Raw genomic sequence first — 20,835 nt, 5'->3', positions numbered from 1 at the left:
GTTTTTTTTTGTACTATTTTTTTTATATTTGAAAGCAATGGATTAATCTTGTAAAGAAAATAAAATGAAAAGTATTAAAAGAAAAACGTATTCAACACTTTGTTTTTTAGTTGTATTAGCTGCTCATGCCCAAATTAGTACAGGTACAGGAGGGGCTGCAAGTGTATTACCCAATAATCCGACTTCAAATACTAATGTTGGGATTGGCACTAGCAACCCTACAGCTAAGTTAGAAGTTGTTGGAACTATCAAAGCATATTCTGGAGAATTTTCGAGAGACCTTCCAAATGGAACAACTTTTATTGATTCGAATGATCGTGATCAAAAAAGCAAAATTTTTCAGGCGGGTAGTTTTGTTAATGGTTCCAATAGAATGATGAATTTTTATGATTTTCCCGCTTCCAATATTAATGCAAAATCCAGGTTTTGGTTTTCAATTGATGATAGAGCAGATAATCAAAGATTCAGATCTTATGCCGAAACTGGCGGTTATGGTGGTTTTGAGATAAACGATAATAAACAACGAAATGTTTTTAAAGTTGCAGAAGAAACAATATCAGATGGATGTAATTTTAGTCATATTTCCCTTCCACAATCTAATACAAAATTAATAATCGGAACAAGTTATGAAAGTTTGACATCTGATGAAAATGTAAAATACAAATTAATAGTCAAATCGGGTAAATGCGGGGGAACATTTATAGATGGTTCTGGCAGTGCCTTTATTGAGGGAAATACCATTGTAATGGGAAATATTGGAATAGGAACTTCAAATCTTACAGATGGAGCGACTACTTATAGACTCTCCGTAAAAGGAAAAATTAGAGCCGAAGAGGTTAAAGTTTACAATACCTGGGCTGATTATGTTTTTGCCCCAACTTATATATTACCAAGTTTAAAAGAAGTTGAAAATTATATTGCAAAAAATGGTCATTTACCTAATGTTCCTTCTGCTAAAGAAATCAAAGAAAAAGGTCTTGAACTTGGTGAAATGTCAAAAATTCAACAGGAAAAAATCGAGGAACTTACTCTTTACATGATTCAGCAAAATAAGGAAATAGAAGAACTAAAATCTCAGGTAAAACTATTACTGGCAACAAAAAAACAGTAAACAAATTACTTCTTAATACAATCCCGTTTATGAAATATTACATTACATTATTGATGCTGGGAATTTCTTTTCTGTCTCAGGCACAAACAAAAATACAATTTAATTATGATGCTGCAGGGAATCAAATTCTTAGAGAATTGTGTTTGTCAGGTTGCTCACAATCTGCAAAGCAGGTAAAAGAAATCGATGCGTTGGTGGAAGAGGATCTATTGAAATTTTCACCGGAAGATGTAATCTCTTATTATCCCAATCCTGTAAAGGAAGAGCTTTATTTACAATGGCAATTAACCAATAATAATTATGTAACGTCGGTTGTGATTTATTCAATATCGGGTCAGGTTTTACAAAACTATGGCACTAACGAGAGAACAAATAGTTTAAATATTTCTTTTCAGAATTACCCTGGAGGCGTTTATCTTGTTTTGCTTTCCTATAAAGACGGTGCAGACAAGTCTATTAAAATAATCAAAAAATAAAGTGTAGTATGAAGAATTTTTGCCTTTTTATTTTAATTTTTATAAACCATTTTAGTTTTTCTCAAAATTTTACAGATACTAAAGGAGAATTACAAATTTCTGCATCAGGAACAGCCATTTACACTTTGCCTATTGCTACACCGCCAAGTATAAAAAGCGTTGCTCCTATAATTAATCTTACTTACAGTAGCGGTGTAAGAGGAGGTATCGCAGGACAAGGATGGAGTATAAACAGCATTTCGGCCATTAGCCGTATAGCTACACGACGTGACATTGATGGTTTTGTTGATGGAGTAGATTTTGATGATAATGATAAATTGGCATTAGACGGCCAGCGTTTATTGATAAAAACAGGAACATATTGGGCAAATGGTTCTACTTATGAGACGGAGTATAAAAGCAATACAAAAATTGAACTAAAAATAGAAGGTTCAATTACCTATTTTATTGTGACAGCACCTGACGGATCACGAAGTTGGTATGGTTCTAAAGGTTCGGGAAGTTTGCAAAATTCAGTTTCGCTCAATGCCTGGTATATTGTTCACTTTGAAGATGTAAACGGCAATTTTATAGACTATAGTTATAAAACAGTTACTTACAATAGTTCCAATCAATTGTACATTGACAATATAGCTTTTAGTGGAAATACAGCTGCAGGAATTGCTGCGCAGAATAAAATCAGTTTTAATTATAGAAATTCGAAGCGTATTGAGAGGGATTATCTAAAGGGAGTTCCAGTTTATGCAACTCAAATACTTGATAATATACAGGTTTATGCAAACAATGGTATTTTTAGAACCTACAAGCTTACTCATACAGAAGATGGACAATTGGGGTATGAACGAGTATCAACTATAAAAGAAATAAATGCACAGAATGAGGAATCGAATCCGGTAGAGTTCAAGTACGATTCCAGTCCGGTAAATCAAGAGAGAACAGAAAAAGAATATACGAATAATCTGGAATTTGATAAAACAGATTTAGCGGGGGATTTTGATGGGGATGGCAGATTGGATTTTATTGTAGATCGAAAAATGTTTACGAAGTTGTTTGAAGGGAATAGTGGAAATACACCTATAACAATGCCTTTTTATGCATCATCTGGAAAAACATTTGCCGCTACTACTTTAACTGATAATAAGATAAATCAATTTAACAGCATAATCGATCCGGAAGAAAATCTCGATTATTTGACTTTTAAATATTATAATCTTGTTGGTGGTTCAGTAAATTTGGTTCATTCTAAATCAGTTGCAATTTCTAATATTGTAACCAATGAAATTCAGTGTAGCACAGGAGGCGGTGGAGGAGAAGAAACAAGTCGAATGAGCAAAAGTAGTAATACAACTACTGAATTCCCAACGCTGGTTAATTTAAACAATCAGTACATTGAAGGAGATTTTAACGGTGATGGAATTTCAGATGTTATAGTCCTCCAGTTTCACCAAGTAGACCATTATGGCATGGATAGCCCTTGTACCGGGCCTCGTGGAGAAGCTTTGAATTGTAATTGTATTTTGAAAAGTACAAGCATAGGTAACTGTATTAGTGGTGCCTATTTCGTAAATTTAAATCCGAATGCTTCGACAGAGTTTAATACAAAAGATTTTGTCTCTTTGCCGGAATTTACTTTTTGCAAAGAGACTGAAAAGAGATTTATAGGAGATTTTAATGGAGATGGGAAAGCGGATATTTTAATCGTTAATAAGACAACTAAGAATTATCGTATTGTTTCTATTCGTCAATTAGCAGTAGCACCTTGGGTAGCTGTAGAAGTAATTGGAACGGGAAATTTGGATCAGTTTAGTGATACAAAACAAATGCCTTTGGGAGATTTTAATGGAGACGGTAAAGTCGATGTCATGCTTCCTACCGGTGAAGGTGGTTCTGGTGATGTAAACTGGAATATTTATTATAGTAATGGAAATACTTCTGGAGGAGAGTTTTTCACAAAGGAAAATTTAAATATTGTAGAATACTGGCCGGATACAAAAACGCATTATAATACTCAAAGACATTGGAGTAATTATTATGCGATGGATATTAATAAAGATGGGAAGTCTGATCTTGTTAGGGTATGGAGAAAGTTTTATAAGGAATCCTGGACTATAAATAATCATGATACCGAATGGCAGGTTACCGGCTTTGCCAATAATATTGGTACAGTAAACGGTACAGTCTTTAATTTAACATATGATTCTGGTATAATACATTCAAATTCTCCGGATGTTCCAATTCCTATTAACTCTAATTTTAAATACAACGGAGCCAATACCGATCTTGTTTTTGTCAGAGGACATTATAATAAAATTGAATATTATCAATTCAATAAAAATGTTGATGCCGAAAACAGATTAATAAATGTGCTATCATCAGGTGGAAACATAAAACAGACCATCGAGTATAAACCAATGGAGGCTGCCGACAGCGGCTTAGGAAATTCATCGACTGATTTTTATTCTTCAGAAAATGCTGTAACCTATCCTAATATTGAAATTATAAGAAATCCGGGAGCCTATTTGGTTTCTAAACTTACGGCAACGATCAATGGTGTTTCAAAGTATCAGGATTTTAGGTACAGAGGTTATGTGTCTAATTTTAATTATGGAACAGTTGGTTTTGTTAAAACCACCAGAAGCAGTTGGTATTTGAATAGCGGCGATGCTAAAATATGGACGACACAGTTTAATGATGTCGCTCTAAAGGGGGCTAATACCATTACCTGGACTAGTACTGATGGAACTACTGTATTTAATAGTACGCCAACCAATTTACTGAGTACAAAAACAAATGAATTCGCAGTTTATACAGAAGGAGGAGGAGATTCTGTCTCGTCGCGTACCATTCCAAACACAATTACGATACAGGATCCTGTTACCGTTGGACAGACCTATAAAGCCAGCGGTTCTATAACTGCCTTGTCAAGAGTAAATGATGATGTAGCAGTTGTTTATCAGGCACCGGAAATAACGCTAAAACCTGGATTTATTGCTAGTGCTAATAATAATAGCAAGTTTATAGCTTCTCCTGTATCAGCTTCTCAAAGCGGAGGAGCCTCAGGTTCAAATAGTAGTGTTTACAATGTTTTGCTTACCAAACAAACTACTGTTGATCATTTGACAGGAGTTAAAAATGAAACTTCTTTTACTTATGATGGAACGGTTCAGAGTACCAATTACTTTGGTTTGGAAGTTAGAAATGTTTCAAAGCAATATAGCGGGGCCACTTTGCAGGGAATGACTACGGTGGATACGGAATACGATAATAACCCGACAGGAGTTGGCAATGCTTATTATGTAGGACGTCCTAAAAAGATCAATTCTTCGAAGACGGTTTATACAGGTGATAATCGTACCTCTGAGGAAAAATATACTTACACTGGATCAAACTTAACAAGATCTGAAAAGAAAGGACATAATACCTATCCAATTATAGAGGATATGAGTTATGATTCATTGGGGAATTTATTGACAAAAACAGTAAGTGCTCCGGGAGCACCGTCTCCACCAGCAGCAAGAACAATTACTGATGAATACGACAGTACGAAACGATTTGTAGTCAAAAAAACAGACCATCAGGGCTTTGTAACGAATTTTGAATACAATGCATTAGGGCAGGTTACTAAATCAACAGATTATTTAGGAGTTGTCAACGATTACCTCTACGACAACTGGGGGAAAGTAACTAACACGACTACACAAAATACAGCAGCAACACCTTTAACAACTACTGTAGTTTATACCAAGTTGTCTGACGGCGGTTATACCACCACTACTACAACTAATACTGATGGTAAAACCATAGCACAGTATGATGTATTAGGCAGGGCTGTGGTTACAACAACTAAAGGTTTTGCAGCAGGTACTATGGTTTCTAAGCAGGTTGTTTATGATGGATTAGGCAGAAAAACCAAAGAAAGCGAGCCTTATTTTTCATCCCCAGGCCAATGGACAGTTTACGAGTACGATTACTTAATGCGTCCTGAAAAAATAACATCTCATACCGGAAAAGTTCAAAGTTTATCTTATTCAGGATTAACAACAACCAGTAACGATGATGGTAAGGTAACAACCATTACAGTTGATGCTTTAGGGAATAAAACACAAACAACTGATCCGGGTGGAGCTGTCAACTTTATATACTATGCCAACGGGCAATTAAAGGAGTCAGACTATCAAGGCAACAAAGTATCGATATCAATAGACGGGTGGGGTAATAAAGTTGCCATGACTGATCCAAGTGCCGGAACGTATACCTATTCTTATGATGCTTTCGGACAAATTAAAACGGAGACCACACCTAACGGAACAACTGCTTATGTGTATGATGCCGCAGGAAAAATAACCGAAAAAACAATAGTTGGGAATAATACCAACAGTAAGACGACTTATGCTTATAACCCTGCTACCAATTTAATAACGACAAGTACTTTTGTTAATAATCTGGAGGGCAATTCGATTACCAATTCATTTGAATATGACAGTTATAAAAGAGTCAGCAAAACAACAGAGAATACCCCTTATGCTACTTTCACCAAAGAAATTACTTATGATACATTTGGACGTGCAGATAAAGAAACAGCAACAGCAGCTATAGGAGGTAAATCAAGTTCAAAGAAGCTAAAACATACTTATCAGAATGGTTTTGCATGGCAAATTGTAGACGATGCTACGCAACAGGTATTGTGGCAGACTAATTCGCTAAACGAAAGGGGGCAGTTAACAAATGCAAGTTTAGGAAACGGAATTGCCGTAAACAATAATTACGATCAATATGGTTATTCCTCACAGTTTAAGTGGGATAGAACGGTTACCAATCCGGGGAACGTAATGACTTTGACAACCGCTTTTGAACCCAAAAGAGGGAATCTGACCAATAGAACGAATAACTTATTTAATTGGAATGAAAATTTTACGTATGACGAATTAGACCGATTACTGACCTATAATAATGCACAGGGTCAGCAAGAAACACAGACTTACGATGCAAAGGGTAAAATTACCCAAAACAATTTGGGGACTTATAATTATACTGTAACTGGAAAAACATATCAAAACAACTCGATTACATTATCTACACAAGCCTTAGATTATTATAAAAACAGAGGCACAGGTGTCAATTCAGCTCCTAAGCTGGAGTTGGATATTGCTTATAATACGTTTAAGAGCCCCGCAACAATTAAGGAACGTGGACGTGATGGAAATTATATCGAGTATCTTAGTTTTACCTATAACGATGGTAACGATCGCAGTACGATGTTTTATGGAGGAGGGCAAGAAGATAAATTACTTCGTCCGCTTAGAAAACATTATTCGGGTGACGGGACTATGGAGATCAAAGAAAATCGAACTACCGGTGCTATAGAATTTGTAACTTACATAGGAGGTGACGGTTATAGTGCGCCCCTTGTAGTAAAAAGCGATGGAACAGCACAAAATTATTTATATTTACATAGAGATTACCAGGGCACTATCTTGGCAGTAACCGATAACAGTGGTGCAATAGTTGAAAAACGACTCTTTGATGCCTGGGGAGCAGTATTGAAAGTACAAAACGGAGCCGGTACAGATTTAGGATTGTTGACTGTTTTGGATCGCGGTTATACGGGGCACGAGCATTTGCAGAGCATAGGGATTATCAATATGAATGGTCGTTTGTACGATCCAAAATTACATCGTTTCCTACAGCCGGATAATTTTGTACAAGATCCTGCCAATACCCAAAACTATAATCGTTATGGGTATGTGCTTAATAATCCTTTAAAGTATACTGATTCTAGCGGAGAGGCATATGAGCTTTTGGTGGCTATTGGCATTGGAGTTGCTGTTGCTGTAACAAGTTATACACTTACAGCCTTATTAGCCGACGTTCCTTTTACTGTGGGAGGTTTGCTTAAAACTGCCTTTATTGCAGCGGCTAGCTCTGCAGTGACCTTTGGAATTGGTAGTGCTTCGTCGGCATTGTTTAGTAATTTTTATTCTCAGGCCGCTTTTAGTGCTGCAGCGCATGGTACTTTTCAGGGAAGTATGACTGCAATTTCAGGAGGCAAATTTTGGAGCGGATTTGCTGCCGGAGCTTTAAGTAGTATTGCGTCCAGTGCATGGAACGGAGGAAGTACCGTCGAGACGAAGTTTGAAACAAATAGTAGTTTAACGGAAGGACATTTTGTAAGCAATACTTTTTCGCATCAGGGAATAAGTGGAGCACTAGGTGCAAATAATACGATTGGTATGATTGCCTTTGGTACTGTTTCTGGAGGAGCTGGAGCCGCTCTTACAGGAGGTAATTTCTGGCAAGGTGCAGTGACAGGACTTATGGTTAGTGGGCTGAATCACGCAATGCATACAACAAAGAATAATTTTGATGATGAATATGACCAACAAGGAAAAAAAGTTACTAAAGAATCTTTAGGAATAAAAAAAGGAGATTCTTCCGAAACTATGATGGGTAAATTAATGAAAGGTATGAAGCCCGGAGATTATATTGATGGTGGTGATTTAGACTTTTTAAATTCTAAAATTGGACTTATTCTTGATAAAGCTACAATGTCTTCTAATGGCACTTTACAATTAGAGAGAACATTTGCAGGAAGAATGGCAGGAGTTGGAACTGATGCTAAATTAACTATTAAGCCACAGACTTTAAATGGAATGAAAGGTTATAATTTTAAACTTACCGGAGTTTCTACAACTAAAATCTATACATCAGGTTTTGTAAATGATAATAAACTATATTTTTATGAAAAAGGCAAGTTATTTTCTACGCCAATTAATTAGCGATAAGAAAGCTCTAGTATTTTGTTTATTCATTCTTTTTGTAAATCTTTTTTATCTATATCAAAATAATGATAATTATTTTATTTTTGGTTATGGTTATGGATTAGAAAAAATGTTAAACATAAATGAAACATCAAGCCCTATTATAGATATGAATGCTTTTTTCTTAAGAGCATTTAGTTATCTTGGTAATATGATTTTCTTTAATTTTATTTTTCTAATGATTTACAACCTTATATTTAAAATATCTAGTAAAATAGAAACATTATTTATTTATTCTATGAATATTTTATTGACTTTAGGTGTTTTGTATGTTTATTTGATAATGAGATAATTTATTTAAAAGGCTGGGTTTCTTGTTTTATAGGGTTGCTATATTTTTAGCAAAGAAGTCTTTAAATTTCTTTGGGGTTAAAAAGGTATTGACCATTTTAACTCGTCTACTGGCGCGAGCGTCCCGTTCGTGAAAGCATGTAAAGTTAGTTTCTGCGATGGAAAAAATAAATTATATAAAGGGGAGGAGTTGATGGTTCGAAAAGAAAGCGGATTTGTCTACGAGCGGGACGCTCGCGCCAGCAGGAGAAACAAAAGAATATATAAAAATTCTGAGTAATCTAGTAAATGACGGGAAAAGAATTGATATTAATAATTAGTCAAACATAAACAAAAGCCGAGCGATGCTAGGTTTTATTGTTTTACAAAATACTTTGAATTTTTCTTTTAGTGATAAAGGTATCGATAATGGAGAAAATATGATTGTGGTCGGTTTCTTCAAACTTTGCCACTTCAAGAATAAGGCTACTGGTGTTTTTATCAATTTGCACATCTTTTCTGCCTGTAAGATAGTCTAAGGAAACTTCAAGAATATTGGCAATTTTACGAGCAATATCAATAGCGGGAAAAATTTCGTTTCTCCCGACTTTGTAGCGACAAAGGTTTATAAAGAAGTAGGTTTTGTAAAAAGTGTAGCAAGTAGTCGTAAAGTTGTAAAACTTTGTATCTCATGTAATGTCTAACATGTGACAGTTTTTGTTTAAGGATGTTTTTATGTGTTTGCCATATTGGGACAAAAAAGTAATAATAAATAGTAGAATCTAGAATCATGAAATCAATAATTACCACTTTATTTTTAGTACTATCCGTATCAGTATTCTCGCAACAACTGAGTTACAGAAGCGGAGGAGTCGTTTACAACGATGCCGAAAATAAAAAACTATCATCCAATGTGGTTCGTGCCTATTTGGACACCAATGCGGAAGCATTAGCACTTTATAATGCCGGGCGTAACAAAAAAACATGGGGGAATGTACTTTTTTATGGAGGCAGCGGTCTTGTGGTTGCCAATTTAATAGTGGGTTTAACTCAGGATAATACTACTGTTTCCTATGCGAGTAATGGTTACGGACCTACAGTTAAGTCCGAACCTACCAGTTTTACAGCTGCGATTATTGGTGGTGCGATGATTATCGCCTCTATCCCTATTAAGATGGGGTATACCAGAAAGATTAAATCTGCCATTGCGAAATATAATGAAGGTTTGGTAGAAAATTATAAACCAGGGACTAAAACCACTTTAGTAGCAAGTGGTAATCAAATAGGAGTTAGAATTGAATTTTAAAGGTTTTTAAAGGCAAAAAAGGTGCTGCAGTAACGAATACCGGAATGAGCGGCCTTGGAGGAAGTTTTGCAAATTCAGGATTGTGGGGATGATTGCTTTTGGAACTGTTTCAGGAGGAACTGGTGCTGCACTTACAGGAGGTAATTTCTGGCAAGAGGCAGTTACAGGACTTGTAGTTTCCGGATAGAATCATTTTGTACATCAAATTAATAAACCTGAAACAACGGCTGCAGGTATTTATGAAACAAGAGCATTTACAATAGTTGCAATTAATTATTAAAAATAAACTTAGAGATATAGTCATTTTTTAAGTGGTAAAAAAATAAAGAACAATTAGTTATGAAAAAAATAGTTTTAGCATCAGTATTATTTTTAGGAACCATGTTCTCTTTTAGCCAAACAGGAACAGTCACTTCGGTTGGTGCCTTAGCTATTGGTACTTCAGGAACAAATGTGAATTCTGCTGTAACAAACAGTACAACAACTCCTATTATAACATTGAATATTCCGTATGCCAGTTCAATAGCAACGGGATTAATTACGACTGATAACCAAACGTTTTCTGGGCAAAAAACATTTAAGAATAGTATTTCTTCTGACCCTGTGGCCATATTCTCCGCTAACACCGAATTTTATCGTCTCTTCATAAATGGAAAAACGGTTGGATCAGGCAAAGTTTTTGAATTGCTCAAAGGGTGGGGGACAGTAACGGGTTCTAATTTAAGTGGTATTACGGATGTTGGATTACGAATCTCAAATGATATTTCAGGTATGCCATATCCTTCGTTGAATTTAGGCAGAGACAACAAACAAAATATTTGGCTTTGTGCTATCCCGGCAGCCTTAACAGATGGTGTTTCTCAAATTAACAGCAGATTACAAATTGGTTATGATCAGTGGGTTCCTGACACCGCGAATGCCAATACACTTGCTGTCAATGGTACCGGTTATTTTGCTTCAGCAATAGGTATTGGGACTTCAAATTTTACAGATGGAGCTGATAGTTACAAACTTTCTGTAAAAGGAAAAATTCGAGCCGAAGAGGTAAAAGTTTACAATACTTGGGCCGATTACGTTTTTAGTAAAGATTACGAGTTACCAGATTTAAAAGAAGTTGAAAAATACATTGCTAAAAATGGACATTTAAAAAATGTACCTTCAGCAAAGGAAATTACGAAAAATGGCTTAGAACTTGGAGAAATGATTAAGATTCAACAAGAAAAAATAGAAGAATTAACGCTTTATCTGATTGAGCAGAATAAAAGGATTGAAGAGCAAAATAGGGATCTTCAGGAATTAAAAACTCAAATAAAAATCCTATTGGAGAAAAAGTAATACATATAGTTTTAAGCATAATTTTCGTAGTTGCCAAGAAGTTATTATTCTAGGCAATTTATCTTATTAGCTAATTTTCCAACTTTTTAAATATTCTTCCGCAATTTTGAGGTAATCATGTTCTTTTTCAACAAAGGCTCTGGCACGTTTTCCTATTGCTATTATTTCGTTAGGATTTTCTATTAAATATGACAATTCATTTACTAGATAATCTACATCAGGAATGGCATTTATGCAAACTCTCTCTTTCAATTTATAATAATTTACGAAATCATCTTCAGCACCAGTAAATACTACTTTTCCTTTTGCCATTGCTTCGAGAGCATTATATCCTTGGTCTTGGCTAAAGGCTTGATCTAGGAGAATATGAGATTTGTTGTATAAATTAATGTAAATAGGATAGGGTACTGTATTGGTAATTATAATTTCTACTTTATCGTTATATTTTTCTTTTATAATTTTTAGTGCTTTTTCAAAATACGGTATCCCCTTTTGATGATAGCTGTATTTGTTAATGCCTAAAAAAATAATTACTTTATCTTGAATGATTAGATCTTTGAAAATTAGTTTAGTGCAATCTACCGGATAGGGTATAAATTTAGAAAAAATAGGATAATTCTTTGTAGCATCTAAATAATCGAAATCAGTAGCAATTAACCCATCGAAAGTACTCATAATATATTCATGGATTTTAATATGCCCTTTTTTTAAGTATTCATTAAACCAGTTGAACTCTTTTGAGGGTTTTGATTTTTCTAATGAAGGTTGATAAATAGATTTATAGTCCTTATTCTCAATATAAAACTTAAGAGTCATATAATCTAATCCACAAGATAATAGAAAAGAACGCTTATTATTTTGTATTATTTTTTTATCAAATATAGTTCTATTTTTCTCGTTGTTTTTATTGATGATTCGTTAACAAATTGTACGATATCATAGTTTTTTAATTTAGGAAGAAATAAATAGAAACGAATACCAGATTCTAAACTTGCTAAATCAAATTTGAACAGCCTATAAATTATTTTTCTGGGTATAGTGAAAATTTTTCTTTTAAAAAATGTTGGTTCATGATTGTAATCTACAGGATAACATCTGTAGCCATTCCTATTTCCTATCAAAAGAACCTCATGTCCAAGTTCTACTAGTCCTTTTTTTAAAGAATTATGTAAAAGACTATATTCTCCAATTAGTAAAATTCGCATATATTTTAATTAGTAAAAAGAAAAAAAAGTAAATGTAAAACAATTTGGTTATTGAAATAGATCAAATATAGTAAAGGTGTTATTTTTCCTTTTTAAAACAAAACAGAACTGCATTTTGTATTTCAAGGAGAAAAAAAATTACATTTGTTTAAGAATGAAAACCACTTGAAAGAGATCTATACTATTGATAATATTGAAATTTTAATTTCTACAATGAACAGAGATTCATTAGATTTTCTAGTGCCAATGTTTCCTTTTTCTCATTTTTCTCACTTTCACCTTTTGATTGTTAATCAAACCCAAAATGATACAATTCTGACATCTGCTTATTCCAATGTCAGAGTTGTAAATTCGTTTGAAAAAGGGTTGTCAAAAAGTAGAAATTTAGCCTTTAAAAATGCGACGGGAAAAATTCTTTTAATTGCTGATGATGATATAACTTATGAAGAAGGATTTAGTACTAATATTGTTAAAGCATATAATAAATTTCCTGAGGCATCAGTTATAAGTTTTTGTGCTGTAAATTCAAAAGGAGATCTAATGAAAAAATATCCTTCTCGTTTAAAAAATAATTTAAATATTTTTGATATTTTTAAGACAAGCTCAATAGAAATTACGCTAAATAAAAAGATTCTTAATACCTCTAAAAGTAGATTTGATGAGAATTTTGGACTGGGAGGAATTTTCGAGTTAGGAGAAGAAGCAATTTTTCTTTCAGATTTGAAGAAGGAAAATAAACAGCTTGTCTTTGTGCCCGAAGTAATTGTAAAACATCATCAGCAGACTTCTTCGGATAAAAAAGAGGTAATAGAAAGATATTACATCAATGGAGCATTATTTTTCCGAATTTTAAAAAAGAAAGCTATTCTTTGGTTATTTATCAAGCTACTTTTTGACTTGAAGCAAAAGAATTTGAAATTCACGGGTATTAAAAAAGCTCTTAATAGGACATACGAGGGATATAAAAAGTTTGAAAGCATACAATACAAAAATGAAAAATAAATGAATATACAAATCTTATCGATCCCTAAAATAGAAGAGCGAAGAGGGAATCTTTCAGTAATTGAAAATGATATTATTCCTTTCAGTATCAAAAGAGTGTATTATTTATATGATGTTCCGGCTGGATCAGAACGAGGCGGGCATGCGCACAAAGATCTTCGACAGTTTTTGGTTGCTTTAAGCGGCAGTTTTGATGTTGTTTTAAACGATGGAAAAGAAGAGAAGATTGTTACTTTAAATAAACCGTATGAAGGTTTGTTAATCAATCCGGGAATTTGGCGTGAACTTCAAAATTTTTCTTCGGGTTCAATTTGCCTGGTTGTAGCTTCAGAAGTTTATATAGAAGATGATTACATTAGAGATTTTGATAAATTTATGTGCTCGAAAAAGACTATTGATAAATAGAAAAGTTAAAACCTTTTCGCCTTAAAAGTTTTTTTATTTTGAGTAATGGTATTAACACGTATCTGGGCAGACAGTATATAACTTTAGTTTTAAAAGAAATATTTTCTTTTAGGATGTTTTGAAGCAATTCTTTCGATTTTTTGTTTTCACCGGCAATTTTATATTGTAAAGCATATTCTATTCTATAAACGTCAAGATATTTTTTTAAGCTTGGATTGCTTTTTTCTTCTTGTTCATAGTCCTCAAAATTCTTTAAGTTTTTTTCCAGTATTGGGGTTTTCGAAAGACTGTTTTCGATGTAATGCAGGTAAGATGCCGTAACTTTATTGCTCAATGCAACGGAATATTTTAATGCAATTCGAATCCACATATCCACATCCTGGCCACTGGATATGCTTGGCTTAAAGTCACCTATTTCTTTAAATATGTTTTTCGGAATTACAATTGAAGATGAGGTAGCTATAGGATAAGGTAAACTGGTTTCAAAGTAATCCGGAATAATGCCTTCAAAAGCAGTAGAGATTTCTTTAAACTTTGGAATATAATTTTTTCCATTACTAAATACTAACTCGTAACGAGAAGCAAAAATACCCGCATCCGGAAATTTTTCTATTAAAGTTTTTAAAGTTTCGAGGTGATTAGGTGCCCATAAATCATCTGCGTCTAAAAAAGCAATGTAATTACATTTTGCTTTTTCAATTCCGAGATTTCTTGCTATAGAGGCTCCCTGATTTTTTTCGTTGTAAAGTTGTATGCGGTCATCATTAAACCCTTGGACTTTTGCCATGCTATTGTCTGTAGATCCATCATTTATTACAATAATTTCAAAATCTGCAAAAGTTTGATCGAGAATACTTTTTATAGTATTTTCGATATAATCAGCTTTATTGTATAATGGAATGACAACAGAGAAAAATGCCATGTTACTTGGTTTTTAAAGTGCAATAATAACCTAATTTATAGAAATCCAGTACGTACAGATTAGGCTTTTTTGATATTAAATTAGCGAGTACTATGTTTTTGCTTTTTTCATAAATTAACCTTGAAACTCCTGTTAGATGAAACTTTTTTAAAGAGGAATAAATCCTGTTTAGTTTAATGTCTTTTGAATCTATTTTTCGAGAAGAAATCAGGTTGTGAAGATTTTTGACTGCTCTTTCAGTTTTTCTTATGAAATCAATGTTATCTTCTTGATTATGGTGAACTAATATATTTTCAATATGAGTAATAGGAACAGAATTTAATCGAAGTTTTTGTATAAAAATAGAATCTTCGTAACCATACTCATTTATGAATTCAGGAAAAGGAAACTGCAAAAGGATTTCCCTTTTTAAAAGCAGATTCCATGTAAATGTAAAATTATAATTGTTCTTAAGTCTGTATTCTAAAGGTTTGATTTCCCTATTTATTCCATATTTCCATCGAAGTAATTTTTCTTTGGGAGGAACTGTGTCCGGATATTCAACACCTCCAAAGATTACTTTAGGTGCTTTTGATAATAAATGAATATAATTTTTGAGATAAGACTTATTCTTCGGTAAAGCATCGGCTTCCATAATCAAAACATATTCGTATTCTGATTTATGGGCTAAAGAATTGATGTTTTTACCTCTGCCTAAATTTTCTGTATTAACAAAAAAAGAGCAGTTTTCTAAGTAATTAATCTGGTTGTTTTCATTAATAAATTTAGTACCGGCATCATCCTGAGCAATGATTTCATATGCAATTCCTAAATTATCAGCCTGATGCTTCAGCTCTAAAACAAGTGGCAAAACATCATAATTATAAACCGGAATTAAAATAGAAAGCACTATACGCTGCGTTGTACCACTTCAAAAATTCTTTCGTCTTCACATTTTAGGGTTTTAGACGGGAATTTCATCAGTAAAGCATAATCGTGGGTTACCATGATCACTGTTTTACCGTTGGCATTGATTTTTTTAAGTACTTCAAGAACCTCTGAGCTGGTTTGCGGATCAAGATTTCCGGTTGGCTCATCGGCTAAGATAAATTCAGGATCGTTTAACAGTGCTCTCGCAATAGCAACACGCTGCTGTTCACCTCCTGAAAGTTGATGTGGCATTTTGTTTAGGAATTCTTTCATGCCTACCTTATCCAGAACTTCATCGATTTTATGCTCCATGGCTTCTTTTTCAGACCAGCCGGTAGCTTTTAAAACAAAAAGCATATTGTCTTTTACCGAACGGTCCGGAAGTAGTTTAAAATCCTGAAACACAATTCCGATTTTACGTCTCAAATAAGGAATTTCGCTTTCTTTTAAAGTCGCCAGATCAAATTCAACGATATGTCCTTCGCCCTCAGTTAAAGGCAAATCACCATAAAGTGTTTTCATGAAACTACTCTTTCCGGAACCTGTTTTTCCAATGATATAGATAAATTCACCATGCTGAACATCTAAATTAATGTGAGATAAAATTTTCTTTCCTTCCTGATATATAGTGACTTCTTTAAGAGACAGTACGGTTTGCGACATAATAAAATTAATTTGAATGGTAAAAGTAATAAGATAACGCTTGGATTCAAAATAAATTTTAATCATTTCTGTGAGGAATTTCAAAAAAAAGGCCACAGATTAATGAATTAGAATGATTTTATTCCTTTTGCTAAAGTCCATTTTTCAATCTGTGAGAAGGGGTGAAATCTGTGTCAAACATAACAGAATCGTTGTTTCAATTGTAAAACATAAAAATATTTCTGTAAAGTTTGAGAACCAATCTTTTGGCGTTTACTATATGGTTTAATAATTGCGATTAAAATATTTATTCATAATAAATTCAAGGAACGTTTCGTTATAAACGGTATAAAATGATACATTTGAATACTAAATATAATTAAAATGCGTAAACTTTCCTGGTTCTTTTTACTCCCAATTATCCTTTTCTCAACCATAGTTTCGGCACAAAAATCAGCTATTTATACTTACGACTTAAAGGATTTTGACAAAGCACTGGCTTTATACAATGACAAACAATATGCTTCGGCTCAACTTATTTTCGAATATGTAAAAAATAATGCAACAACTGAGGAAGTTCAATCCGATTGTGCTTATTATATCGCCAATTGTGCCATTCGAACGAATAAAGTAAATGCTGATGCTCTGATGGAGAAATTTGTACACGATTATCCGACAAGTACAAAACAAAATCAGGCGTATATTGAAGTGGCTCAGTATTTTTTTGAACAGGGAAATTACCCGAAAGCGTTGCAATGGTTTGATAAAGTAGATGAAACTTACATGAGCAAATCAGACTCAGATAAATTTAATTTTCAAAAAGGATACAGTTATTTCACTGCTAAAAAGAAAAAGGAAGCAACTACTTATTTTAACAAAGTGGTAAATTCTCCCGATTTTGGTTCTCAAGCCAAGTATTACTTGGGATTTATGGCGTATGAAGGTGATGATTATAAAGAAGCAACAAAATATTTTGATGAAGTTTCAGGCGAAGAAAAGTACAAAGAAAAGCTTTCGTATTATCAGGCCGACATGAATTTTAAGTTGGGGAGTTTCCAAAAAGCAATCGATTTGGGGCAAAAAGCCATGAGTAAATCGAATGATTTGGAAAAGTCAGAACTGAATAAAATTATTGGAGAAAGTTATTTCAATTTAAAGCAATATGGTAAAGCGATTCCGTTTTTAGAGCAATATGCCGGTAAAAAAGGAAAGTGGAATAACACCGATTTTTATCAATTGGGATATGCGTATTACGAACAAAAAGAGTATGAAAAAGCAATTTCCCAATTCAATAAAATTATTGAAGGAAAAGATTTTGTAGCTCAAAATGCGTACTACCATTTAGGTTTAGCATATTTAAATACAGGTAAAAAACAGGAGGCTTTAAATGCGTTTAAAAATGCTTCTGAAATGGATTTCAATGCGCAAATTCAGGAAGACGCAGCATTAAATTATGCAAAATTGAGTTATGAAATTGGGAATGCCTATCAAACTGTACCGGGAATTTTGCTCGATTTTTTAAAGAAATATCCAAATAATTCAAGTAGATCTGAAGTAGAAAAATTACTGGTTGATTCTTATATTTCTTCAAAAAACTACAAAGAAGCACTTTCGTTATTAGAAAAAAACAGGTCGGCAGAGAATAAAGCGGCTTATCAAAAAGTGCTTTTCTACCGAGGTGTAGAATTGTACAATGAATCTAATTATCCTGAAGCGGGGAAAATGTTCAAAAATGCTGTCAGCGAACAAAAGACTCCTGAATTTACAGCCCGTGCCACTTTTTGGAAAGCCGAAACGGAATATATGACCGATGATTTTCAGAATGCTTTACTAAGCTACAAGCAATTTGCAGGATTAGCTGCGGCAAAAACTACTAATGAGTATAAAAACATCAATTATAATATTGGTTATGCTTATTTTAAACAAAAAGAATACGATCAGGCAGGGAATTCTTTTCAGGCACAAATTGACAATTCGAAAGAAGATAAAGTACGTTTGAACGATTCGTATTTGCGTTTGGGCGATTGCCGATTTGTGAGTTCAAAGTACAGTGCGGCAAATGAAGCGTACTCAAAAGCCATTGAATCAAAAGGCGTTGACGCCGATTATGCACAGTTTCAGAAAGCAATTTCTTACGGGTTTATGTCCAAAAATGATAAGAAAGCAGATGAATTGAGCAATTTCCTTCAGATGTATAAAAAGTCGTCTTATCGAGATGATGCTTTATACGAATTAGGGAATACCTATGTTGCGGAGAAAAAGAACGATCAGGCACTTAAAACTTACGATCAGCTGATTTCAGAATTTAAAAACGGTTCGTTTACTTCGAAAGCAATTTTAAAACAAGGATTGATTTATTACAATTCAGATCGCGATGATCAGGCTTTGGTGAAGTTTAAAAAAGTAGCAGCAGAGTTTCCTAAAACTCCCGAAGCTTTAGAAGCCGTTTCGACAGCCAGATTGATTTATGTCGACTCAGGAAAGGTGGATGAATATGCGACCTGGGTACGTACCTTAGATTTTGTAGCGGTTACTGATGCCGAGCTGGATAATGATACTTATGATGCGGCTTTCAAACAATATAGTCAGAACAACAGTAAGCAAGCCATAACTGGTTTTACAGGTTATGTGAGCAAATTTCCGAAAGGAATGCATGCGCTGGAAGCTAACTTTTATTTAGCACAATTGTATTTTGCCGAAGGGTCGGAAACAAAATCAGTGGCAAATTATCAGTATGTGACTGATCAGCCAAGAAGTGAATTTACGGAGCAATCGTTGAGCAGACTTGCACAGATTTTCCTTAAAGCAAAAGATTGTGATCAATCGATTCCGGTTTTAGTACGTTTAGAAAACGAAGCTGATTTTCCTCAGAATAAAAACTTTGCACAGGCGAACCTGATGAAATGTTATTACGATAAAAAAGATTACGACAATGCTGTAGTGTATGCTGATAAAGTATTGCAAAACGCAAAAGCCGATGTAAATGTAAAGGCCGATGCACAAATTATCGTGGCACGTGCGGCAATGCAAACTGGAAACGAAGACAAGGCCAAAACGGCCTATGCTAAATTATCGGCAACTTCGAAAGGAGAATTAGCAGCGGAAGCCTTGTATTATGATGCTTATTTTAAAACCAAAGAAGGAAAATTTGATGCGTCTAATGTTTCAGTACAAAAGCTGGCTAAAAACTATTCGGCTTACAAATATTACGGAGCGAAAAGTTTGGTGCTAATGGCAAAGAATTTTTACGGATTAAAAGACAGTTATCAGGCAACTTATATTTTAGACAACGTCATTAACAATTTTACCGATTATCCGGATGTTGTTGAAGAAGCTAAGAAAGAGTTAAGTGCCATAAAACTGGAAGAGTCGAAAACAAATTCGTCGATCACCAAGTAAGTGTTTTAAAGAGAATAGGGAATAGAGAATAGATACAAGAGAATAGATACAAGAGTAAAGATGCAAGAATATAGAATAGAAGTCTTGTATCTTGACTCTATCATCTAAATAAAAAAAGAAATAGTTTATGAGTTTACCATTTTATATAGTTGATGTTTTTGCCGATAAAAAATATACAGGAAATCAGTTAGCCGTTTTTACGGAAGCAGAGAATCTAAGTACTGAAGAAATGCAGCAGATGGCACGCGAGATTAATTTTGCAGAAAGCACATTTATAACAAAGCTTGACAGAGAAAAAAACAAAGCAGAGATCAGAATATTTACTCCTGCTCATGAAATGCAGTTTGCAGGACATCCTATAATTGGAACTTCTTGGGTTTTAATCAACAAAATATTTGATAATTCCCATGAGAATATCACATTAGAAGTTCCTATTGGACCAATTCTGATTCATCAGTCTGAAGATTTAATTTGGTTAAAAGCTGCACAGCCTAAGTTTTGGGATATTTATGCAAAGGAAGACTTCACCTTATTCAGCAATCTGAAAAAAGAAGATTTTGAGAATCAATTCCCAATTCAGGAAGTAACGACCGGAAGTGCTTTTGTGATGGTTGGACTGAGCAATAAAAGAGCATTGGAAAATTTGGTTTTAGATAAAGAGAAAGCAGATGAATGGATGAAAAACAACTGTAAAACAGCTCACAGAGCCTTGTATTTTTATTATCTGGAAGACTCAAAATTGTTTAGCAGAATGTTGTGTATCGAGCACAATCAATTGGTTGAAGATGCAGCAACCGGAAGCGCAAGTACTTGTTTACAGGCTTTTCTTTTGAAATATCATTTGCCGCAATTTGAAATGATCAATTATCAGGGAGATTATATTAATCGTCCGTCTCAAATTTATTTTAAAGGGCAATTGACCGAAAATCAATTTGATATCAAAATAGGAGGTAAAGCTCAGTTTGTCGCAAAAGGAGAGTGGGAAGTTTAAGAGTAAAGAGTAAAGAGTAAAGAGAATAGAATAAAGAAGGTAGA

Annotated in this window: 15 protein-coding genes; 10 read left to right on the top strand and 5 right to left on the bottom strand. The window is 33.9% G+C overall.

The features are described from left to right. Positions 1-64: 64 nt before the first annotated feature. The 6 genes from C245_RS23590 (at position 65) to C245_RS23585 (ending at position 11,316) form a co-directional block, all read left to right on the top strand. Complete coding sequence (locus tag C245_RS23590) at positions 65-1,111, top strand: hypothetical protein (RefSeq protein WP_017495378.1); 1,047 nt, start codon at positions 65-67, stop codon at positions 1,109-1,111. Positions 1,112-1,140: 29 nt separating this feature from the next. Further along, positions 1,141-1,587, top strand: coding sequence for a T9SS type A sorting domain-containing protein (locus C245_RS0104445; protein WP_157495778.1), 447 nt, complete (start codon positions 1,141-1,143; stop codon positions 1,585-1,587). Positions 1,588-1,595: 8 nt separating this feature from the next. After that, a complete protein-coding gene (locus C245_RS0104440) occupies positions 1,596-8,363 on the top strand; it encodes an RHS repeat-associated core domain-containing protein (protein ID WP_017495376.1) in 6,768 nt (2,255 codons plus the stop codon). Then, positions 8,326-8,697, top strand: a complete 372-nt coding sequence (locus C245_RS0104435) for a hypothetical protein (RefSeq protein ID WP_017495375.1) — start codon at positions 8,326-8,328, stop codon at positions 8,695-8,697. Before C245_RS0104440 ends, C245_RS0104435 begins: the two co-directional genes overlap by 38 nt. A gap of 768 nt (positions 8,698-9,465) precedes the next feature. After that, complete coding sequence (locus C245_RS0104430) at positions 9,466-9,981, top strand: hypothetical protein (protein ID WP_017495374.1); 516 nt, start codon at positions 9,466-9,468, stop codon at positions 9,979-9,981. Positions 9,982-10,320: 339 nt separating this feature from the next. Then, complete coding sequence (locus C245_RS23585) at positions 10,321-11,316, top strand: hypothetical protein (RefSeq protein WP_017495372.1); 996 nt, start codon at positions 10,321-10,323, stop codon at positions 11,314-11,316. Positions 11,317-11,382: 66 nt separating this feature from the next. Here the strand turns inward: C245_RS23585 and C245_RS22680 are convergent, their stop codons facing one another. Both C245_RS22680 and C245_RS24485 read right to left on the bottom strand, forming a co-directional pair. After that, entirely contained in the window at positions 11,383-12,132 is a 750-nt protein-coding gene (locus C245_RS22680) for a glycosyltransferase (RefSeq protein WP_051041432.1), read from the bottom strand. Positions 12,133-12,179: 47 nt separating this feature from the next. Continuing rightward, positions 12,180-12,521 (bottom strand): hypothetical protein, encoded by a 342-nt coding sequence (locus C245_RS24485; RefSeq protein ID WP_051041431.1) that lies wholly within the window; start codon positions 12,519-12,521, stop codon positions 12,180-12,182. Between the two features lie 165 nt (positions 12,522-12,686). Between C245_RS24485 and C245_RS22675 the strand changes: the two genes are divergently transcribed. Next, the gene (locus C245_RS22675; protein WP_157495777.1) at positions 12,687-13,523 is read left to right on the top strand and encodes a glycosyltransferase family 2 protein; all 837 of its coding nucleotides are present in this window, start codon (positions 12,687-12,689) and stop codon (positions 13,521-13,523) included. After that, positions 13,524-13,928: an FdtA/QdtA family cupin domain-containing protein gene (locus C245_RS0104405; RefSeq protein WP_017495370.1), complete on the top strand. Its 405-nt coding sequence runs from the start codon at positions 13,524-13,526 to the stop codon at positions 13,926-13,928. Here C245_RS0104405 and C245_RS0104400 read toward each other — a convergent pair. From C245_RS0104400 to C245_RS0104390, 3 genes are read right to left on the bottom strand one after another with little or no spacing between them, the layout of a single operon-like run. Beyond that, entirely contained in the window at positions 13,915-14,850 is a 936-nt protein-coding gene (locus tag C245_RS0104400; RefSeq protein ID WP_017495369.1) for a glycosyltransferase family 2 protein, read from the bottom strand. The genes C245_RS0104405 and C245_RS0104400 overlap by 14 nt on opposite strands. Position 14,851: 1 nt before the next feature. Further along, positions 14,852-15,739 (bottom strand): glycosyltransferase, encoded by an 888-nt coding sequence (locus tag C245_RS0104395; protein WP_017495368.1) that lies wholly within the window; start codon positions 15,737-15,739, stop codon positions 14,852-14,854. Continuing rightward, positions 15,739-16,422: a cell division ATP-binding protein FtsE gene (locus tag C245_RS0104390; RefSeq protein WP_026109865.1), complete on the bottom strand. Its 684-nt coding sequence runs from the start codon at positions 16,420-16,422 to the stop codon at positions 15,739-15,741. Before C245_RS0104390 ends, C245_RS0104395 begins: the two co-directional genes overlap by 1 nt. Before the next feature lie 363 nt (positions 16,423-16,785). Between C245_RS0104390 and C245_RS0104385 the strand changes: the two genes are divergently transcribed. Beyond that, positions 16,786-19,800, top strand: a complete 3,015-nt coding sequence (locus tag C245_RS0104385; RefSeq protein ID WP_017495366.1) for a tetratricopeptide repeat protein — start codon at positions 16,786-16,788, stop codon at positions 19,798-19,800. 127 nt (positions 19,801-19,927) lie between these two features. Beyond that, positions 19,928-20,791, top strand: a complete 864-nt coding sequence (locus C245_RS0104380) for a PhzF family phenazine biosynthesis protein (protein WP_017495365.1) — start codon at positions 19,928-19,930, stop codon at positions 20,789-20,791. The last annotated feature ends 44 nt before the right edge of the window (positions 20,792-20,835 follow it).

Source organism: Flavobacterium sp. WG21, assembly GCF_000335775.1.
In the GTDB taxonomy this organism is placed as follows: domain Bacteria; phylum Bacteroidota; class Bacteroidia; order Flavobacteriales; family Flavobacteriaceae; genus Flavobacterium; species Flavobacterium tructae.
The sequence above is the reverse complement of the archived record's forward strand: the minus strand, read 5'-3'. Positions and strand labels throughout refer to the sequence as shown.